The 15,253-nt window shown below is 69.0% G+C and carries 12 protein-coding genes; 6 read left to right on the forward strand and 6 right to left on the reverse strand.

Going from position 1 to position 15,253, the window contains the following annotated elements; genetic code table 11:
* Positions 1 to 8: 8 nt before the first annotated feature.
* Positions 9 to 2,801, reverse strand: a complete 2,793-nt coding sequence (secA, locus tag ACAM58_RS20775) for a preprotein translocase subunit SecA (protein ID WP_015867006.1) — start codon at positions 2,799 to 2,801, stop codon at positions 9 to 11.
* 195 nt (positions 2,802 to 2,996) lie between these two features.
* Between secA and ACAM58_RS20780 the strand changes: the two genes are divergently transcribed.
* A complete protein-coding gene (locus ACAM58_RS20780) occupies positions 2,997 to 3,305 on the forward strand; it encodes a DciA family protein (RefSeq protein ID WP_015867007.1) in 309 nt (102 codons plus the stop codon).
* A 40-nt stretch (positions 3,306 to 3,345) separates the two neighbouring features.
* Here ACAM58_RS20780 and ACAM58_RS20785 read toward each other — a convergent pair whose 3' ends face one another.
* Together ACAM58_RS20785 and ACAM58_RS20790 are read right to left on the reverse strand one after the other, a co-directional pair.
* On the reverse strand, positions 3,346 to 4,332 hold the full coding sequence (locus ACAM58_RS20785) for a tripartite tricarboxylate transporter substrate-binding protein (protein WP_062365615.1): 987 nt from the start codon (positions 4,330 to 4,332) through the stop codon (positions 3,346 to 3,348).
* A gap of 32 nt (positions 4,333 to 4,364) precedes the next feature.
* A complete protein-coding gene (locus ACAM58_RS20790; RefSeq protein ID WP_369663456.1) occupies positions 4,365 to 5,576 on the reverse strand; it encodes a pyridoxal-phosphate dependent enzyme in 1,212 nt (403 codons plus the stop codon).
* Between the two features lie 100 nt (positions 5,577 to 5,676).
* On the opposite strand from ACAM58_RS20790, the gene ACAM58_RS20795 reads away from it, so the two are divergent.
* A complete protein-coding gene (locus ACAM58_RS20795; protein WP_018906800.1) occupies positions 5,677 to 6,597 on the forward strand; it encodes a LysR substrate-binding domain-containing protein in 921 nt (306 codons plus the stop codon).
* 27 nt (positions 6,598 to 6,624) lie between these two features.
* Here ACAM58_RS20795 and ACAM58_RS20800 read toward each other — a convergent pair whose 3' ends face one another.
* The 3 genes from ACAM58_RS20800 to ACAM58_RS20810 all read right to left on the reverse strand — a co-directional run bounded on the left by ACAM58_RS20800 (position 6,625) and on the right by ACAM58_RS20810 (position 12,157).
* Entirely contained in the window at positions 6,625 to 7,275 is a 651-nt protein-coding gene (locus ACAM58_RS20800) for a hypothetical protein (RefSeq protein WP_369663457.1), read from the reverse strand.
* 142 nt (positions 7,276 to 7,417) lie between these two features.
* The gene (locus ACAM58_RS20805; RefSeq protein ID WP_369663458.1) at positions 7,418 to 8,527 is read right to left on the reverse strand and encodes a response regulator transcription factor; all 1,110 of its coding nucleotides are present in this window, start codon (positions 8,525 to 8,527) and stop codon (positions 7,418 to 7,420) included.
* 12 nt (positions 8,528 to 8,539) lie between these two features.
* Positions 8,540 to 12,157, reverse strand: coding sequence for an ATP-binding protein (locus ACAM58_RS20810; protein ID WP_369663459.1), 3,618 nt, complete (start codon positions 12,155 to 12,157; stop codon positions 8,540 to 8,542).
* Positions 12,158 to 12,262: 105 nt separating this feature from the next.
* Here ACAM58_RS20810 and ACAM58_RS20815 point away from each other — a divergent pair, with 105 nt between their 5' ends.
* Genes ACAM58_RS20815 through ureC form a run of 4 tightly spaced genes read left to right on the forward strand, consistent with a single transcriptional unit; the run spans position 12,263 to position 15,252 of the window.
* A complete protein-coding gene (locus ACAM58_RS20815) occupies positions 12,263 to 12,565 on the forward strand; it encodes an urease subunit gamma (protein ID WP_018906796.1) in 303 nt (100 codons plus the stop codon).
* A gap of 27 nt (positions 12,566 to 12,592) precedes the next feature.
* Positions 12,593 to 13,192 (forward strand): HupE/UreJ family protein, encoded by a 600-nt coding sequence (locus ACAM58_RS20820; RefSeq protein ID WP_369663460.1) that lies wholly within the window; start codon positions 12,593 to 12,595, stop codon positions 13,190 to 13,192.
* Positions 13,193 to 13,200: 8 nt separating this feature from the next.
* Complete coding sequence (locus tag ACAM58_RS20825) at positions 13,201 to 13,506, forward strand: urease subunit beta (RefSeq protein WP_056594107.1); 306 nt, start codon at positions 13,201 to 13,203, stop codon at positions 13,504 to 13,506.
* Between the two features lie 3 nt (positions 13,507 to 13,509).
* On the forward strand, positions 13,510 to 15,252 hold the full coding sequence (gene ureC / locus ACAM58_RS20830; protein WP_369663461.1) for an urease subunit alpha: 1,743 nt from the start codon (positions 13,510 to 13,512) through the stop codon (positions 15,250 to 15,252).
* The last annotated feature ends 1 nt before the right edge of the window (position 15,253 follow it).

The raw sequence follows: 15,253 nt of genomic DNA on the forward strand, positions 1-15,253 counted from the left end.
TTTCTGGGTCAGCTGAGCTTGCCGTGGCAGTGCTTGTACTTCTTGCCGCTGCCGCAGGGGCAGGGATCGTTGCGGCCGACGCGCGCGAAGGCCGCGGCCTCGGCGCCGAGCGTGCCCAGCCCCAGTCCCGCGGCCGCGATGCGGCGCTGGTTTTCCTCGTCCAGGCGCACCTCGACCTCGCCGGTCTCGGTGGGCGCGCTGTAGGTGATGTTCGAGACGTTCTCGCCGCGGCTCTCGAGCGCATCGGCGGCCTCCTCGAGCTGCTCGCCCGACTGCACGCGCACCGTCATGAGCTGGCGCGTGACTTCGTTCTTGACCGAGTCGAGCAGCTGGCCGAAGAGCTCGAAGGCCTCGCGCTTGTACTCCTGCTTGGGCTGCTTCTGCGCATAGCCGCGCAGGTGGATGCCCTGGCGCAGGTAGTCGAGCGAGGCCAGGTGCTCGCGCCAGTGCGTGTCGATGCTCTGCAGCAGCACCATGCGCTCGAACTGGGTGAAGTTTTCCTGGCCGATCAGCGCCACCTTGGCATCGAAGCTGTCGTTGGCGGCCTTCACCACCATGTCGACGATGTCCTCGTCGCTCACGGCCTCGGCCGCCTCGACCTGCTGCTTCAGGGGCATGTCGATGCCCCATTCATTGGAAAGCGTCTTCTCCAGGCCCTGCAGGTCCCACTGCTCCTCGACCGACTCGGCCGGCACGTACTGGCGCACGAGGTCGGTGAAGCAGCCTTCGCGCAGCGCCGCGATCTGTGCCGAGAGATCGGCCGCGTCGAGGATGTCGTTGCGCTGCTGGTAGATCACCTTGCGCTGATCGTTCGAGACGTCGTCGTACTCGAGCAGCTGCTTGCGGATGTCGAAGTTGCGCGCCTCGACCTTGCGCTGCGCGCTCTCGATGCTGCGCGTGACGATGCCCGCTTCGATGGCCTCGCCGTCGGGCATCTTGAGGCGGTCCATGATCGCCTTGACGCGGTCGCCCGCGAAGATGCGCATCAGCGGATCGTCCAGGCTCAGGTAGAAGCGCGAGGAGCCCGGGTCGCCCTGGCGGCCCGAACGCCCGCGCAGCTGGTTGTCGATGCGGCGCGACTCATGGCGCTCGGTCGCGATGATGCGCAGGCCACCCAGCGACTTGACGAACTCGTGGTCCCGGGTCCATTCGTCGCGCACGTGCGCGATGTCGGCTGCCTTGGTGGCTTCGTCGCGGCCTTCGTCGTTCTCGATGGCCTCGATCATCTTCTCGATGTTGCCGCCCAGCACGATGTCGGTACCGCGGCCGGCCATGTTGGTCGCGATGGTGATCATCTTCGTGCGGCCGGCCTGCGCCACGATGTCGGCTTCGCGCGCATGCTGCTTGGCGTTGAGCACCTGGTGCGGCAGGCCCGCCTGGGTGAGCAGGCCGTCGATGATTTCGGAGTTCTCGATCGACGAGGTGCCCACCAGCACGGGCTGGCCGCGCTCGTAGCACTCGCGGATGTCCTGGATGGCCGCCTCGTACTTCTCGCGCGTGGTCTTGTAGACGCGGTCGAGCTGGTCGTCGCGCTTGCTGAGGCGGTTCGGCGGAATGATGACGGTTTCGAGGCCGTAGATTTCCTGGAACTCGTAGGCTTCGGTGTCGGCCGTGCCGGTCATGCCGGCCAGCTTGCCGTACAGGCGGAAGTAGTTCTGGAAGGTGATGGAGGCCAGCGTCTGGTTCTCGGCCTGGATCTGCACGCCTTCCTTGGCTTCCACGGCCTGGTGCAGGCCGTCGCTCCAGCGGCGGCCCGTCATCAGGCGGCCGGTGAATTCGTCGACGATGACGACTTCGCCCTGCTGCACCACGTAATGCTGGTCGCGGTGATACAGGTGCCGTGCACGCAGCGCGGCGTTCAGGTGGTGCATCAGCGTGATGTTGGCCGGGTCGTAGAGCGACGCGCCTTCGGGCAGCAGCTTGAATTCGCCCAGCAGCTGCTCGGCCTTCTCGTGGCCGTCTTCGGTCAGGAACACCTGGTGGGTCTTTTCGTCGACCGTGAAGTCGCCCGGCACCGTGACGCCCTCGCCCGTGCGCGGATCGGCCTCGCCTTCCTGCTTGGTCAGCAGGGGCACCACCTTGTTGATGGCCAGGTAGAGGTCGGTGTGGTCTTCGGCCTGGCCGCTGATGATCAGCGGCGTGCGGGCCTCGTCGATCAGGATGGAGTCCACCTCGTCGACGATGGCGTAGTTCAGCATGCGCTGCACCCGGTCGCCGGGCTCGTACACCATGTTGTCGCGCAGGTAGTCGAAGCCGTACTCGTTGTTGGTGCCGTAGGTGATGTCGCTGCCGTAGGCCTGCTGCTTTTCCTCGCGCGGCATCTGCGGCAGGTTGATGCCGACCGTGAGGCCCAGGAAGTTGTACAGGCGGCCCATCCACTGGGCGTCGCGGTTGGCCAGGTAGTCGTTCACCGTGACCACGTGCACGCCCTTGCCGGACAGCGCGTTCAGGTACACCGGCAGCGTGGCCGTGAGGGTCTTGCCCTCGCCGGTGCGCATTTCGGCGATCTTGCCGTTGTGAAGGGCCATGCCGCCGAGCAGCTGCACGTCGAAGTGGCGCATCTTCATGACGCGCTTGGAGCCTTCGCGCACGGTGGCGAATGCTTCGGGCAGCAGGTCGTCGAGGGTTTCGCCCTTGGCGATGCGGTCCTTGAACTCCTGGGTCTTGGCGCGCAGCCCATCGTCGCTGAGCTTCTCGAATTCGGGTTCGAGTGCATTGATGCGCTCCACCGTCTTGCGATACTGCTTGAGGAGCCGGTCGTTGCGACTGCCGAAAATCTGGGTCAGGAAGTTGGTTGCCATTGGCGTGGAGATGGGCGTGCACCTGACCAGGCAGGCACTGCGACCGGATTCCCTAAGATATGGTGAAAGCAGTTGGGCGCATCTTCTTCGAATGCAAGCTCCGAAGAAGGCAAGCGGCTCCAGACCGGATCTGCCGGCGCAAGCGTCGGCAAACCGGGCATTTTAGCTGCCCTTGTTCCTCCCTCCGGATTACCCATGAATCGCCGCTCCGTCCCCCCCTTCACGCTGCAGCAGGCCGCCGAAGGTTCGCCCACCCTGGCGAGCCTGATCGCCCGTGCGCGCGACGCGAGCGAGCGGCTGCGGGCGGTCGAGGGGCTGATTCCGCCGGCCATGCGCCCGGCCGTGCAGGCCGGCCCGGCCGAGGGCGACGTGTGGTGCCTGCTGGTCAACGGCAGCGCGGCGGCCGCCAAGCTGCGCCAGCTGTCGCCGATGCTGGTCACGCGGCTGCGCAGCAAGGGCTGGGACGTGAACACGATCCGGATCAAGGTGCAGTCCGGACGCTGAGCAAGAAAAGCCGTCCCCTCGAACGGCCGGGCGGCCCCGCCTATTGCGGCTGCAGCCCGATGCCGTGCGCCACCTTCTGCCAGCGCTCGGCCTCCGAACGCATGAAGGCCCGCAGCTCGCCCGTGGTGGAGCCCTTCAGCTGCACGCCGAGCACCGCCATGCGCTCCTTCACCGACGCATGGTCCAGCGCCGCGATCGCCTCGCGCCGCAGCCGCTCGATCAGCTCCAGTGGCGTGGTGGCCGGCGCCACCAGCGCCCACCACTGGTCGATCTCCATGCCCTTGAGCCCGCTCTCCGCCAGCGCGGGCACTTCCTTGAGCCCCGGAATGGCCACGCGCTGCGCGCTCGTCACCAGCAGCGGGCGGATCCGGTTGGCGCCCAGCAGGCTGGAGCCGCTGGCCAGCGTGGCGAAGTGCCCGGCCACCGTGCCCGCCGCCACGTCGGTGAGCGCCGGCGCCGAGCCGCGGTAGGGAACCATGTTGAACCTGATCCCGGTGCGGCTCGCCAGCAGTTCGGCCGCCAGGTGGCTCACCGTGCCGGCGCCGCTGTGCGCGATGGCCGGCGGCATCGGCCGCGCGGCCGCGGTCTTGACGAAGGTCTTGAAATCGCGGCTGTCGTTGTCCATGCCCGCGAAGAACACGAGCGGCGAGGTGCCGATCATCGTCACCGGCGTGAAGTCGCGCAGCAGGTCGTAGGGCAGCCGCGCCGTCACCGCGGGCGCAATGGCGTGCGGCAGCTCGACGATGGCCAGCGTGTAGCCGTCGGGCGCGGCCTTGGCCGCCGCCTCGGTGCCGATCTGGCCGGCGGCGCCGGGCCGGTTGTCCACGATCACCGAGCTGCCGATCGTCTGGCTCATGCGCTGCGCCATGGCGCGGGCAATGGCGTCGGTGCTGCCGCCGGCGGCCCAGGGCACGATCAGCTTGATGGGCTTGTCGGGAAAGGCCGCCCAGGCGCGCTGCGCGGTGGCGGCAAACAGGGCGGCGGCCGAACCGGCAGCCAGGAAGGCGCGGCGTTGCATTGCGTGCATGGTTTCGATTCCTTCTGGGGTGCGTCGGAGGTTCAGGCGGCCCGGTCGGGCCAGCTCGGGTCGCGCGAGGCATTGGCGGTGAGCATCAGCACCACGTGGGCGTCAGCCGCAATGGCATGGCGCTCGCGCAGCTGGCGCAGCGCGTCCAGCCCGGCCGCCGCGCACAGCTCGGCGCTCACGCCGGCCGCCGTGAGCTTTTGCCGGGCGGCGCGGGCCTGGTCGTCGCTCACCACCACCGCGCCGCCGCCCGAGGCGACGGCCGCCTGCCACTGCAGGAAGGTCACGGTGGAGCCGGCGGTGGAAAACTGCGCGGTGTGGCCGGGGTACGCGCCATCGAGCGCGCCGCCGGCCAGCACGCGCGAGAGGCGCGCAAAAGGCTCCACCAGCCAGAGCCGCGGCAGCCGCGAAATGCGCCCGGCGGCCAGCAGGTCTCGAAAGCCCGCGTAGATGCCCCAGGCCAGGTCGCCGCGCGCCGTGGGGATCACGACGTGGTCGGGCAGGCCGCCCTCGGCCAGGCACTCCAGCGCAATGGGCTTGTAGCCCTCGATCGCGAGCGGCGCGCTGCCCAGGGCGGGCAGGCGGAAATTGGTCAGCGCGAAATAGCCCGGATGCTGCGAGCGCTCGCGCACGAAGGCCCAGCGGCCGGCGTTGTCGGCAAAGGCGTAGCGCCGCGCACCCAGCGCATCGAGCTGCCGCGCGTAGGCGGCGGGCAGGCCCTCGTAAGTGGCCACTTCGCAGCCCAGCCCCGCAGCCCATGCATAGTGCGCCGCCGAGACCGCGGCATTGCCCGACGAGGCCAGCACCAGCGTGTGGGCGCCGAAGTCCAGCGCCTGGGCCACGCCCACCGCGGCCATGCGGTCCTTGTGGGAGCCCGTGGGATTGCACGATTCGTCCTTGAGCGCGAGCCGCGCCACGCCGAATTCGTGCGCCAATTCCGGCATGTCGAGCAGCGGCGTGCCGCCCTCGCCCAGCGTGAAGCCCGGCGCGTAGGGCATGGGCAGGGGGCTGCCGCTCTCAGGCAGGTAGCTCGCGTGCAGCCCGACGTGGACACCCATGCCGCGGCAAGCGGGGCAGCCGTCGTTCGCCAGCGTGAGCGGATAGGGGGCATCGCAGCGCAGGCACCGAAAACCCTGCAACCGGGGGTTTTTCACCGGGCGCGGCGGACGGGTCCGCGCGGCGCCTGGCGGATCGGCGGGCGGCTCGGAAGCCGAGGCGAGCTTGAAGTGGATGACGGGTGCAGGCATGTTCAGCGGGGTCTTGGCTGGGGAAGTCGTGCCGAAATCTTAGGCATCTACAAATAAAATCATCTAGCTTGAAATACTCAAGCGATAAGAAAACTTATCGATGCGCTTCACCGAAATAGAGACGTTCCGGGCCCTGATGCGCGCCGGCTCCACCCGCAAGGCCGCGGCGCTGCTGCATGTGACGCAGCCCGCCATCAGCCAGTCGCTCAAGCGGCTCGAAGCGCAGGCCGGCATGCTGCTGTTCCAGCGCACCGGCGGGCGGCTGGTGCCCACGCCCGAGGCGCAGGCGCTGTGGAGCGAGGTGGAACGCGTCTTCATCGGCATGGAGGCGATCGAGCACCGCATGCGCAGCCTGCGCGACTTCGGCACCAACCAGCTCGAGCTCAGCTGCTATCCGGCCTTCGGCCTGGGCTTCATGCCGCGCGCACTGGAACGCCTGAAGGCGCAGCGCGGCGACAACCCCTGGCCGCAGGTGTCGCTGCAGGTGCTCAGCTCCAAGGACGTGCGCGACCGCGTGGCGAAGGGCGTCTCCGACTTCGGCCTGATGGCCGATGAACTGCCGCTCGAAGGCATCGATCACTCGACCTTCGCGCGTTTTCCCGGCGTGGTCGTGATGCCGCAAGGCCATGCGCTGGCGCGCTTCAAGCGCGTCGAGCCCGAACAGCTCGCGCAGGTGCCCTTCCTGGCACTGAACCCCGAGGACCCTTCGCACCGCGGGCTCGAAACCGCACTGGCCGAGCGCGGCGCGTCGCTCCGGGTGATGGTGCAGACGCCCTACGCGGCCAGCGTGTGCGAGATGGCCGTGCGCGGCCTGGGCGTGGGGCTGGTCAACCCGATCACCGCGCTCGACTACGCGGAGCGCGGCCTCGTCGTGCGCCGCCTCTCGGTCGACGTGTTCTTTTCGTGCGTGCTGGCGCTGCCCGCGGGCAAGGTGCTGTCCACCACCGCGCGCGACTTTCTTTCGCTCATGCGCCGGCAGCTGGCGGAGGACGAGAAGCGCATCCAGCGCTACCTGCGCTGAAGCCGCGCGCCTCCTCTTTTCTCCCTTCTACTTCAAGCCGAACTCGTGGTTCAGCCCCACGACGAAGCCGCGCACGCCGCCGGGCCCCGTCCTGGAGGCGCTCACATCCACGCTGACCAGCGGCGTGAGGCTGAAGCGCCCGCCGACGCGCGAGGTCCACACCCCCGATGCGCGGCTGCGCTCGGCGATCAGCGAGACCTTGTCATCGAGCGCCCATTCCGCCGCCAGCCCGCCGCGCGGCGTGCGGGCCCCCGTGCCGGTGGCCCAGTCGGCGCCGAGGTTGGCGTGGACCTGCAGGCTGTCCGCCGGCCGCCAAGTGACCGGCAGCACCAGCTGCCCGCCGGCGCGGCCGCCGCGCCGGAGGTCGAACACGGCGCCGAGCGACAGCGCCGCGCTCAGCGGCGCATCGGCAGCGGGTCCGTAGAAATTCCATTTGAGCTGCGGCCCCGCGGTGACCGAATGCACGCCCTGCGCCGACAGCCGGTCGGCGTTGAACCCGAGCTCGACCGGCCCGACGCGGCAGGACGGGCCGATGTGCAGCCCGTTCACCGGCTCGGTGCCGGTGCGGCCCCACCAGGCTTCGTACTGGCACTGGCCCGGATCGAGCATGCCTGCATCGTCCACGTCGAAATGGCCCGCGGCCTGGGCAGCCGCGCTGGCCAAAGTGCAAGCCGCCATCAGCCAGGCGGGTTGCGGCCGAAGTCGTCGAATCCTTGTTGTTCTGCGTCTGTTCTTTTTCATCGCCCGTCATCCCGAAGTCCCCGGCATTCTAGGGATGGCCAAAGTCACCGCGGCGGCGCGGCGCCCGCAAGGCGGATTCTCAGATCTCGAACTGCGGCTGCAGCTCGCGGATGCGCTTGATGGCCACGCCCGCGGCGGCCGTGCGGGTCTCGACGCCGAGCTTCACGTACACCCGCTCCAGGTGCTTCTTGGCCGTGGCGGGGCTGCTGCCCAGGATCTCGCCGATGTCCTTGTTGGTCTTGCCCTTGACCACCCAGTAGAGCACCTCGGCCTCGCGCGCCGTGAGCTTCAGGCTCAGGCTCATGGCCTCGATCACGGCAGTGTCGGAAATCTCGCGCATGACGATCATCCATTCGTCGCCATCGTCGTCCTGCCCGGTCTGCCGATGCAGCCGCAGGCTGAGGCTGCTCGTGGTTGGTGTGGCCCCCACGCTCGGCACTGCGTGTCCTCGCTGCCCCCCGAGGGGGCCGCTCGCGCCTTGGGGCGGCCCGGCGGCGCTCGGTGTGGCCCCCACGCTCGGCCGCACGATCGAAAGCGCCGGCGGCTCGATGCCCTGCTGCCTGGCCTCGGGCGCATGGCGCCGCAGCCATTCGAGCACCACGGGCGGCGTCTCGGGCGCGCGGGTGTCGCAGTAGCGCTGCAGCAGCTCGCGCGCGAGCGCCGTCTGCCAGATCAGCTTGCCTTCGGGCAGGCGCACCGTGATGCTCGCGTAGCCGAAGGCGTCGAGCGCATTGCGCGCCTGGCCGGCCTGGCGCGCGTCCTGCCGCGCGCGGCGGGCGCCCTGCAGGTGTACGTTCATGCGGGCCAGCACTTCCTTGGGCTTGATCGGCTTGGTGACGTAGTCGACGCCGCCGGCCTCGAGCGCGGCCACCAGGTGCTCGGTCTCGGTGAGGCCGGTCATGAAGACGATGGGAATGTGCGCCGTCGCGGCGTCGGCCTTGAGCCGGCGCGCCACCTCGAAGCCGTCGATGCCCGGCATCATCGCGTCGAGCAGCACGATGTCGGGGCGGGCCTGCGCGGCGCGCTGCAGCGCCTGCTCGCCGCTGGTGGCAATGAGCACGGTGTAGCCCGACTCGTCGAGCGCATCGTGCAGCACCGCGAGGTTGTCAGGCACGTCGTCGACGATCAGCACGAGGTCGCTGTTGGCGCCCTGTTCGCGCAGCGTTCTTGCAAGCGGAGTGGTTTCCATGGGGGTTGTTCTTCAGGCCGCGCCGACCGCGGCAGCCAGCGCCCGGCTCATGGCCTCGAACTGGAACTGGCGCGCAAGCACGCGCTGCGCTTCGGTCCAGGCCAGGCATTCAGGCTCGTCGGCGTCGATTTCGTCGAGCTGGTTCATGATGCCGCGAAAGTAGCCCAGGCTCACCGCTTCGTCGAGCGCACGCAGCCTCGAAAGCGATGGCGCCTGCATGGCGCGCGCCGCGGCGGCGGGCGCGGGCTTGGCGGCGGTGTCGGTCCATCGCAGGCCGAGGCGGCGTTCGAGCCAGTCGAGCAGTTCCGTGTGGCGCACCGGCTTGACGAAGAAATCTTCCGGTGCAATGCCCACGTCGTTCTCCAGGCCCTTGTCGAAGGCATTGGCCGAGACGATGGCCACGCTGGCATCGGCCAGGCCGAGCCTGCGCGCGCGGCGGATGGTCTCCCAGCCATCGATGCCGGGCATGGCAAGGTCGACGAACATCGCGTCGGGCCGGTAGCCGGCCGCAATGAGGTCGAGTGCATCGTGGCCGCTGGCGGCGCTGCGCAGCTCGAAGCCGAGCGGCGCCAGCACATGGCCCAGCAGCTCGCGGTCGGCCTCCTCGTTGTCGACCACCAGCAGCCGCCGGCGCGGGCCTTCGTAGCCGCGCCGCGCAGGCTGCACCGGCGCCGGCCGGCCCGAGGCGCCAGCCGCGTCGTGCACGCGCGGCAGGAAGAGCCGCACGCAGAAGAGCGAGCCTTCGCCGGGCGTGCTGCGCACCTTCATCTCGCCGCCCATCAGGTCGGTCAGCATCTTGGCGATGGTGAGGCCCAGCCCCGCGCCGGGCGTCGCAGCCGCGGCCGCATCGCCGCGCGTGAAGGGCTCGAAGATGCGCTCGATGTCCTCGGCCGTCATGCCGGGGCCGGTGTCCTCGATCTCGACCGAGGCGAATTCGCGCGCATACGACAGCCGCAGCCTCACCTCGCCCACGGCCGTGAACTTGATGGCGTTGCCCAGCAGGTTGATGAGGATCTGGCACACGCGCTTCTCGTCGGCGCGCACCACCTCGGGCAAGCTGCCCGTGGTCTCGAAGCGGAACCGCAAGCCCTTCTCGGCCGCCTGCAGCTCGAACATGTCGGCCAGCTCGCGCAGCGTGTCGGCAAAGCGCATGGGCCTGGCATGCAGCGTGAGCTTGCCGGCCTCAATGTGGGCAATGGCCAGCGTGCCCTCGATGAGCGACAGCAGGTGTTCGCCGCCGCGCTTGATCACCGCAACGGCCTGCTGGCGGTGCGGCGGCACGGACTGATCCTCGCCCATCAGCTGCGCGTAGCCCAGGATGCTGTTGAGCGGCGTGCGCAGCTCGTGGCTGATGGCGCTGATGTAGCGGCTCTTGGCCTGGTTGGCCTGGTCGGCGGCGCGGCGCGCCTCGTCGGCCGCGAGCTTGGCCTGCTCGGCGACTTCGCGCGCTTCCTCCGCCGTCTGCTTGGCCGACTGCAAGGCGCGGTCGGTGGCGCGGTGCAGTTCGATCTCGCGCATCAGCAGATGGGTCTGGCGGTTCGATTCCTCCTGCGCGACCTTGCGGCTCTGGTGCGCCAGCACCAGCCACCAGGCCACCACGCCCGCAATCACGAGCAGCGCCATGTAGGCCTTGAGAAAGCCCGAGCGCAGTGCCGACTGCTGCACGCCGGCCAGCGCCTCGGCCAGCTCTGACTGCGAGGCCAGCTGCAGCGCGCTCTCGCCCAATGCGCGCAGCTCCTGCTGGTAGAGCACGCCGAACACCACCGCCAGCACCGGCACGATGATCAGCATCAGCAGCAGGAAGTGCCCGAGGCCGGTGTCGAGATAGCGCCAGCTGAAGCGCGGCAGCAGCCAGCGCAGCACCGAGGACCATTGCGCCGACAGGCTCGCATGCGGCTTGCACAGGTCGCCGCAGCGCGCGTCGAGCGTGCAGCACAGCGAGCAGATCGCGCCTTGGTAGGCCGGACAGTGGGCCATGTCGGGGCCTTCGTACTCGCGCTCGCAGATCACGCAGTGCTGCACCTTGAGGCGCTGGTAGCTGCCCTCGTCCACTGCATGCACGACCCGCGCCCAGCGCACCGCGCGCGGGCCCGCGGCCGGGGCGAAGGCAACCGCGCCCTGGCCGGCCGAGCCCCGCGCCAGGTAGTACTTGCCGCCCGTGGCCCAGGCCAGCAGCGGCGACACCACCAGCGCCGTGCCCAGCGCAATCAGCGCCGAAAAAGCCTGCGCGAGCGGCCCGAACACGCCCAGGTGCGCGGTGATCGACAGCACCGAGGCCAGCGCCATCGCGCCGACGCCCACCGGGTTGATGTCCCACAGGTGCGCCCGCTTGAACTCGATGCCCGGCGGCGACAGGCCCAGCGGCTTGTTGATGACCAGGTCGGCCACCACCGCCATCATCCAGGCGATGGCGATGTTGGCGAACAGGCCGAGCACGTCGCCCAGTGCCTCGAACACGTTCATCTCCATCAGCATGAAGGCGATGAGCGCGTTGAACACCACCCACACCACGCGCCCCGGATGGCTGTGCGCCACGCGCGAGAAGAAATTGCTCCAGGCCAGCGAGCCCGCATAGGCGTTGGTCACGTTGATCTTGAGCTGCGAGATCACCACGAACAGCGCGGTCGCGGCCACCGCCCAGCCGTAGTTCGGAAACACGTACTCGTAGGCCGCCAGGTACATCTGGTTGGGATCGACCGCGCGCTCGGCCGGCACCATGTGCGTGATCGCCAGGTAGGCCAGCAGCGCGCCGCCCAGCATCTTGACCACCCCCAGCACCACCCAGCCCGGCCCGCCGGCCAGTACGCCGGCCCACCAGCGCCGCGCGCCTGCGGCGGTGCGCGCGGGCATGAAGCGCAGGTAGTCGGCCTGCTCCCCCATCTGGGTGATCAAGGCGATGCCGACGGTCAGCGCCGCGCCAAACAGGTGCAGGTCGAAGCCCTTGGCGCCGGCCTTCACACCGTTGTAGTGCACGATGCCAGCAAACGCACCAGGATCGCGCACCAGCACGAAGACGAAGGGCACCACCAGCATCACCAGCCAGAGCGGCTGGGTCCACAGCTGCAGCCGGCTGATGGCCGAGACGCCGTGCGTCACCAGCGGAATCACCACCAGCGCGCACACCAGGTAGCCCCACACCGGCGGCACGCCCAGCGCGAGTTCGAGCGCATAGGCCATCACCGCCGCCTCGAGCGCGAAGAAGATGAAGGTGAACGAGGCGTAGATCAGCGAGGTGAGCGTGGAGCCGATGTAGCCGAAGCCCGCGCCACGCGTGAGCAGGTCCATGTCGACGCCGTAGCGCGCGGCATACACGCTGATCGGCAGGCCCGCCAGGAAGATGATGAGCCCCGTCGCCACGATCGCCCAGAACGCGTTGGCGAAGCCGTACTGCACCAGCAGCGTCGCGCCCACGGCCTCCAGCACCAGGAACGAAGCCGCGCCGAAGGCCGTGTTGGCCACGCGCCATTCAGACCACTTGCGAAAGCGCTGCGGCGTGTAGCGCAGCGCGTAGTCCTCGAGCGTCTCGCTCGCCACCCAGCTGTTGTAGTCGCGCCGCACCTTGACGATGCGCTGGGGCGCGTCGTCGGGGCTGGGGGTGGCGGCATCCGGGTTCACACCGTTTCGGTGCATCTTTCGTGCCATCCATACGTCTTTTGGCGAACACCGGCACGACTGTTGCAAAGACGAAGCCTGCCCAATAATGGCCGACCTCCCCGCCACCCGAAGCCGCCTCCCATGGAACTGACCCCGCGCGAAAAAGACAAGCTGCTGATCTTCACCGCAGCACTGCTGGCCGAACGCCGCAAGGCGCGGGGACTGAAGCTCAACTACCCCGAAGCCGTCGCGCTGATCTCCGCCGCCGTGATGGAAGGCGCGCGCGACGGCAAGAGCGTCGCGGCGCTGATGAGCGAAGGCCGCTCCGTGCTCACCCGCGCCGACGTGATGGACGGCATCGCCGAGATGATCCCGGACATCCAGGTGGAAGCCACCTTTCCCGACGGCACCAAGCTCGTCACCGTGCACCAACCCATCGTCTGACTCTCCCTCGGAACAAGAAAGCCTGCCATGCGCCACAACGCTTCCAAGACGCTTGCCCTCATTGCCATGCTGCTGCCGCTCGCGGCCAGCGCCCACACCGGTGCCGATGGCGGCGTGCACCACGGCTTTGCCACCGGCTTTTTGCACCCGCTGACCGGCGCCGACCATCTGGCGGCGATGGTCGCGGTCGGCCTCTGGAGCGCGCTGGCCGCGCGCCGCGCCTGGCCCGACCTGCTGTGGGCGCCGCTCGCCTTCGCGGGCATGCTGCTCGTGGGCGCGCTGATGGGACTCGCAGGCGTGCAGCTGCCGGCCGTCGAACCGATGATCGCGGCCTCGCTGCTGGTGCTGGGCCTGCTGGTCGCCACGCGCGTGCATCTGCCGGCCGTGGTGGCTATGGCAGTGGTCGGCGTGTTCGCGGTGTTCCACGGCGTGGCGCATGGCCACGAACTCGCGGGCGAACAAGGCGCCGCATTGACGCTGGCCGGCATGGTCGGCGCCACCGTGCTGCTGCACGCCGCTGGCATCGCGATGGGCTGGGCGCTGCGGCGCGCCAACGCCTGGCTGCCCCGCGTGGCCGGCGCCGCTGTGCTCGGTCTGGGCGCAACGCTGCTGGCCCAGGCCATCTGAGGCCGGCCATGATCCCTGGCGAACTCCTCACCGACGACGGCGAGCACACGCTCAACCCGGGCCGCCGCACGCTCACGCTGGTGGTGCAGAACACCGCCGACCGGCCGATCCAGGTCGGCTCGCACTACCACTTCGCCGAAACCAATGGCGCGCTCGGCTTCGACCGCGAGGCTGCGCGCGGCATGCGGCTGAACATCGCCTCGGGCGCCGCGGTGCGCTTCGAGCCGGGCCAGCAGCGCACGGTCGAGCTCGTCGATTTTTCAGGCGATCGCATCGTCTACGGCTTTCGCGGCCTCGTTCAAGGAAAGCTCTAAGCCATGGCAACGATTGGACGGCGTGCGTACGCCGAGATCTTCGGCCCCACCGTGGGCGACCGGGTGCGGCTCGCCGACACCGACCTGCTGATCGAGGTCGAGGCCGACTACACGCTGCGCGCCGGCGGCTACGGCGAAGAGGTGAAGTTCGGTGGCGGCAAGACCATCCGCGACGGCATGGCGCAGTCGCAGCGCACTCGCGACGGCAAAGGCAGCGGCCCGACGGCCGGTGGAGCCGTCGACACCGTGCTGACCAACGCGCTGATCCTCGACCACTGGGGCATCGTGAAGGCCGACATCGGCCTGAAGGACGGGCGCATCGCCGCCATCGGCAAGGCCGGCAACCCCGACGTGCAGCCGGGCGTGGACATCGTCATCGGCCCGGGCACCGAGATCATCAGCTGCGAGGGCAACATCGTCACGGCCGGCGGCATCGACAGCCACATCCACTTCATCTGCCCGCAGCAGATCGAGGAAGCGCTCGCCTCCGGCATCACCACCATGCTGGGCGGCGGCACCGGCCCCGCCACCGGCACCTTCGCAACCACCGCCACGCCCGGCCCCTGGCACATCGAACGCATGCTGCAGGCGGCCGATGCGTTCCCGATGAACCTGGGCTTCCTCGGCAAGGGCAATGCGAGCCTTCCGGATGCGCTGCACGAGCAGATCGAAGCCGGCGTCATGGGCCTGAAGCTGCACGAGGACTGGGGCACCACGCCTTCGGCCATCAGCAACTGCCTGGACGTGGCCGACGCCACCGACACGCAGGTGGCGATCCACAGCGACACGCTCAACGAATCGGGCTTCGTCGAGAACACCATCGCGGCCGTGGGCGGCCGCTCGATCTGCGCCTTCCACACCGAAGGCGCGGGCGGCGGCCATGCGCCGGACATCCTGCGCGTGGTGGGCGAGGAGAACTTCCTGCCCTCCTCCACCAACCCCACCATGCCCTACACCGTGAACACGCTCGACGAGCACGTCGACATGCTCATGGTGTGCCACCACCTGGACGCCGGCATTGCCGAGGACCTGGCCTTTGCCGAGTCGCGCATCCGCAAGGAGACCATTGCCGCCGAGGACGTGCTGCACGACCTGGGCGCGATCAGCATGTTCAGCTCCGACAGCCAGGCCATGGGCCGCGTCGGCGAAGTGGTGCTGCGCTGCTGGCAGACCGCGCACAAGATGAAGCTGCAGCGCGGCAAGCTGCCCGAGGACAACGAGCGCAACGACAACTTCCGCGCCAGGCGCTACGTGGCCAAGTACACGATCAACCCCGCCATCTCGCACGGCATTGCGCACGAGGTGGGCTCGATCGAGGTCGGCAAGTGGGCCGACATCGTGATCTGGAAACCCGCCTTCTTCGGCGTGAAGCCCTTCACGCTCATCAAGGGCGGCACCATCGCCATGGCTGCCATGGGCGACCCCAACGCGTCGATCCCCACGCCGCAGCCGGTGCACTACCGCCCGATGTTCGGCAGCTACGGCGGCTCGCTGGCCAGGAGCTCGCTGACCTTCGTCTCGCAGGCCGGACTGGCCGCGGGCATCAAGGAACGCTACGGCCTGGCAAAGCACCTCAGCGCGGTGAAGAACATCCGCAATGTGCGCAAGAAGGACCTGGTCCACAACGGCTACACGCCGAAGATGGAGATCGATGCGCAGACCTATGCGGTGCGCGCCGACGGGCATCTGCTGACCTGCGATCCGGCGGTGCAGCTGCCGCTGACGCAGCGGTATTTTCTGTTCTGAA

It is taken from the genome of Variovorax sp. V116 (assembly GCF_041154435.1).
Classification (GTDB): domain Bacteria; phylum Pseudomonadota; class Gammaproteobacteria; order Burkholderiales; family Burkholderiaceae_C; genus Variovorax; species Variovorax paradoxus.

Bases quoted from the DNA above. Each gene is read 5' to 3' on its own strand.
- secA (WP_015867006.1), bottom strand. From the start codon at position 2,801: ATGGCAACCAACTTCCTGACCCAGATTTTCGGCAGTCGCAACGACCGG.
- ACAM58_RS20785 (WP_062365615.1), bottom strand. From the start codon at position 4,332: ATGCACGCAATGCAACGCCGCGCCTTCCTGGCTGCCGGTTCGGCCGCC.
- ACAM58_RS20795 (WP_018906800.1), top strand. From the start codon at position 5,677: ATGCGCTTCACCGAAATAGAGACGTTCCGGGCCCTGATGCGCGCCGGC.
- ACAM58_RS20825 (WP_056594107.1), top strand. From the start codon at position 13,201: ATGATCCCTGGCGAACTCCTCACCGACGACGGCGAGCACACGCTCAAC.
- ACAM58_RS20810 (WP_369663459.1), bottom strand. From the start codon at position 12,157: ATGCACCGAAACGGTGTGAACCCGGATGCCGCCACCCCCAGCCCCGAC.
- ACAM58_RS20815 (WP_018906796.1), top strand. From the start codon at position 12,263: ATGGAACTGACCCCGCGCGAAAAAGACAAGCTGCTGATCTTCACCGCA.
- ACAM58_RS20780 (WP_015867007.1), top strand. From the start codon at position 2,997: ATGAATCGCCGCTCCGTCCCCCCCTTCACGCTGCAGCAGGCCGCCGAA.
- ACAM58_RS20790 (WP_369663456.1), bottom strand. From the start codon at position 5,576: ATGCCTGCACCCGTCATCCACTTCAAGCTCGCCTCGGCTTCCGAGCCG.
- ACAM58_RS20800 (WP_369663457.1), bottom strand. From the start codon at position 7,275: ATGGCGGCTTGCACTTTGGCCAGCGCGGCTGCCCAGGCCGCGGGCCAT.
- ureC (WP_369663461.1), top strand. From the start codon at position 13,510: ATGGCAACGATTGGACGGCGTGCGTACGCCGAGATCTTCGGCCCCACC.
- ACAM58_RS20805 (WP_369663458.1), bottom strand. From the start codon at position 8,527: ATGGAAACCACTCCGCTTGCAAGAACGCTGCGCGAACAGGGCGCCAAC.
- ACAM58_RS20820 (WP_369663460.1), top strand. From the start codon at position 12,593: ATGCGCCACAACGCTTCCAAGACGCTTGCCCTCATTGCCATGCTGCTG.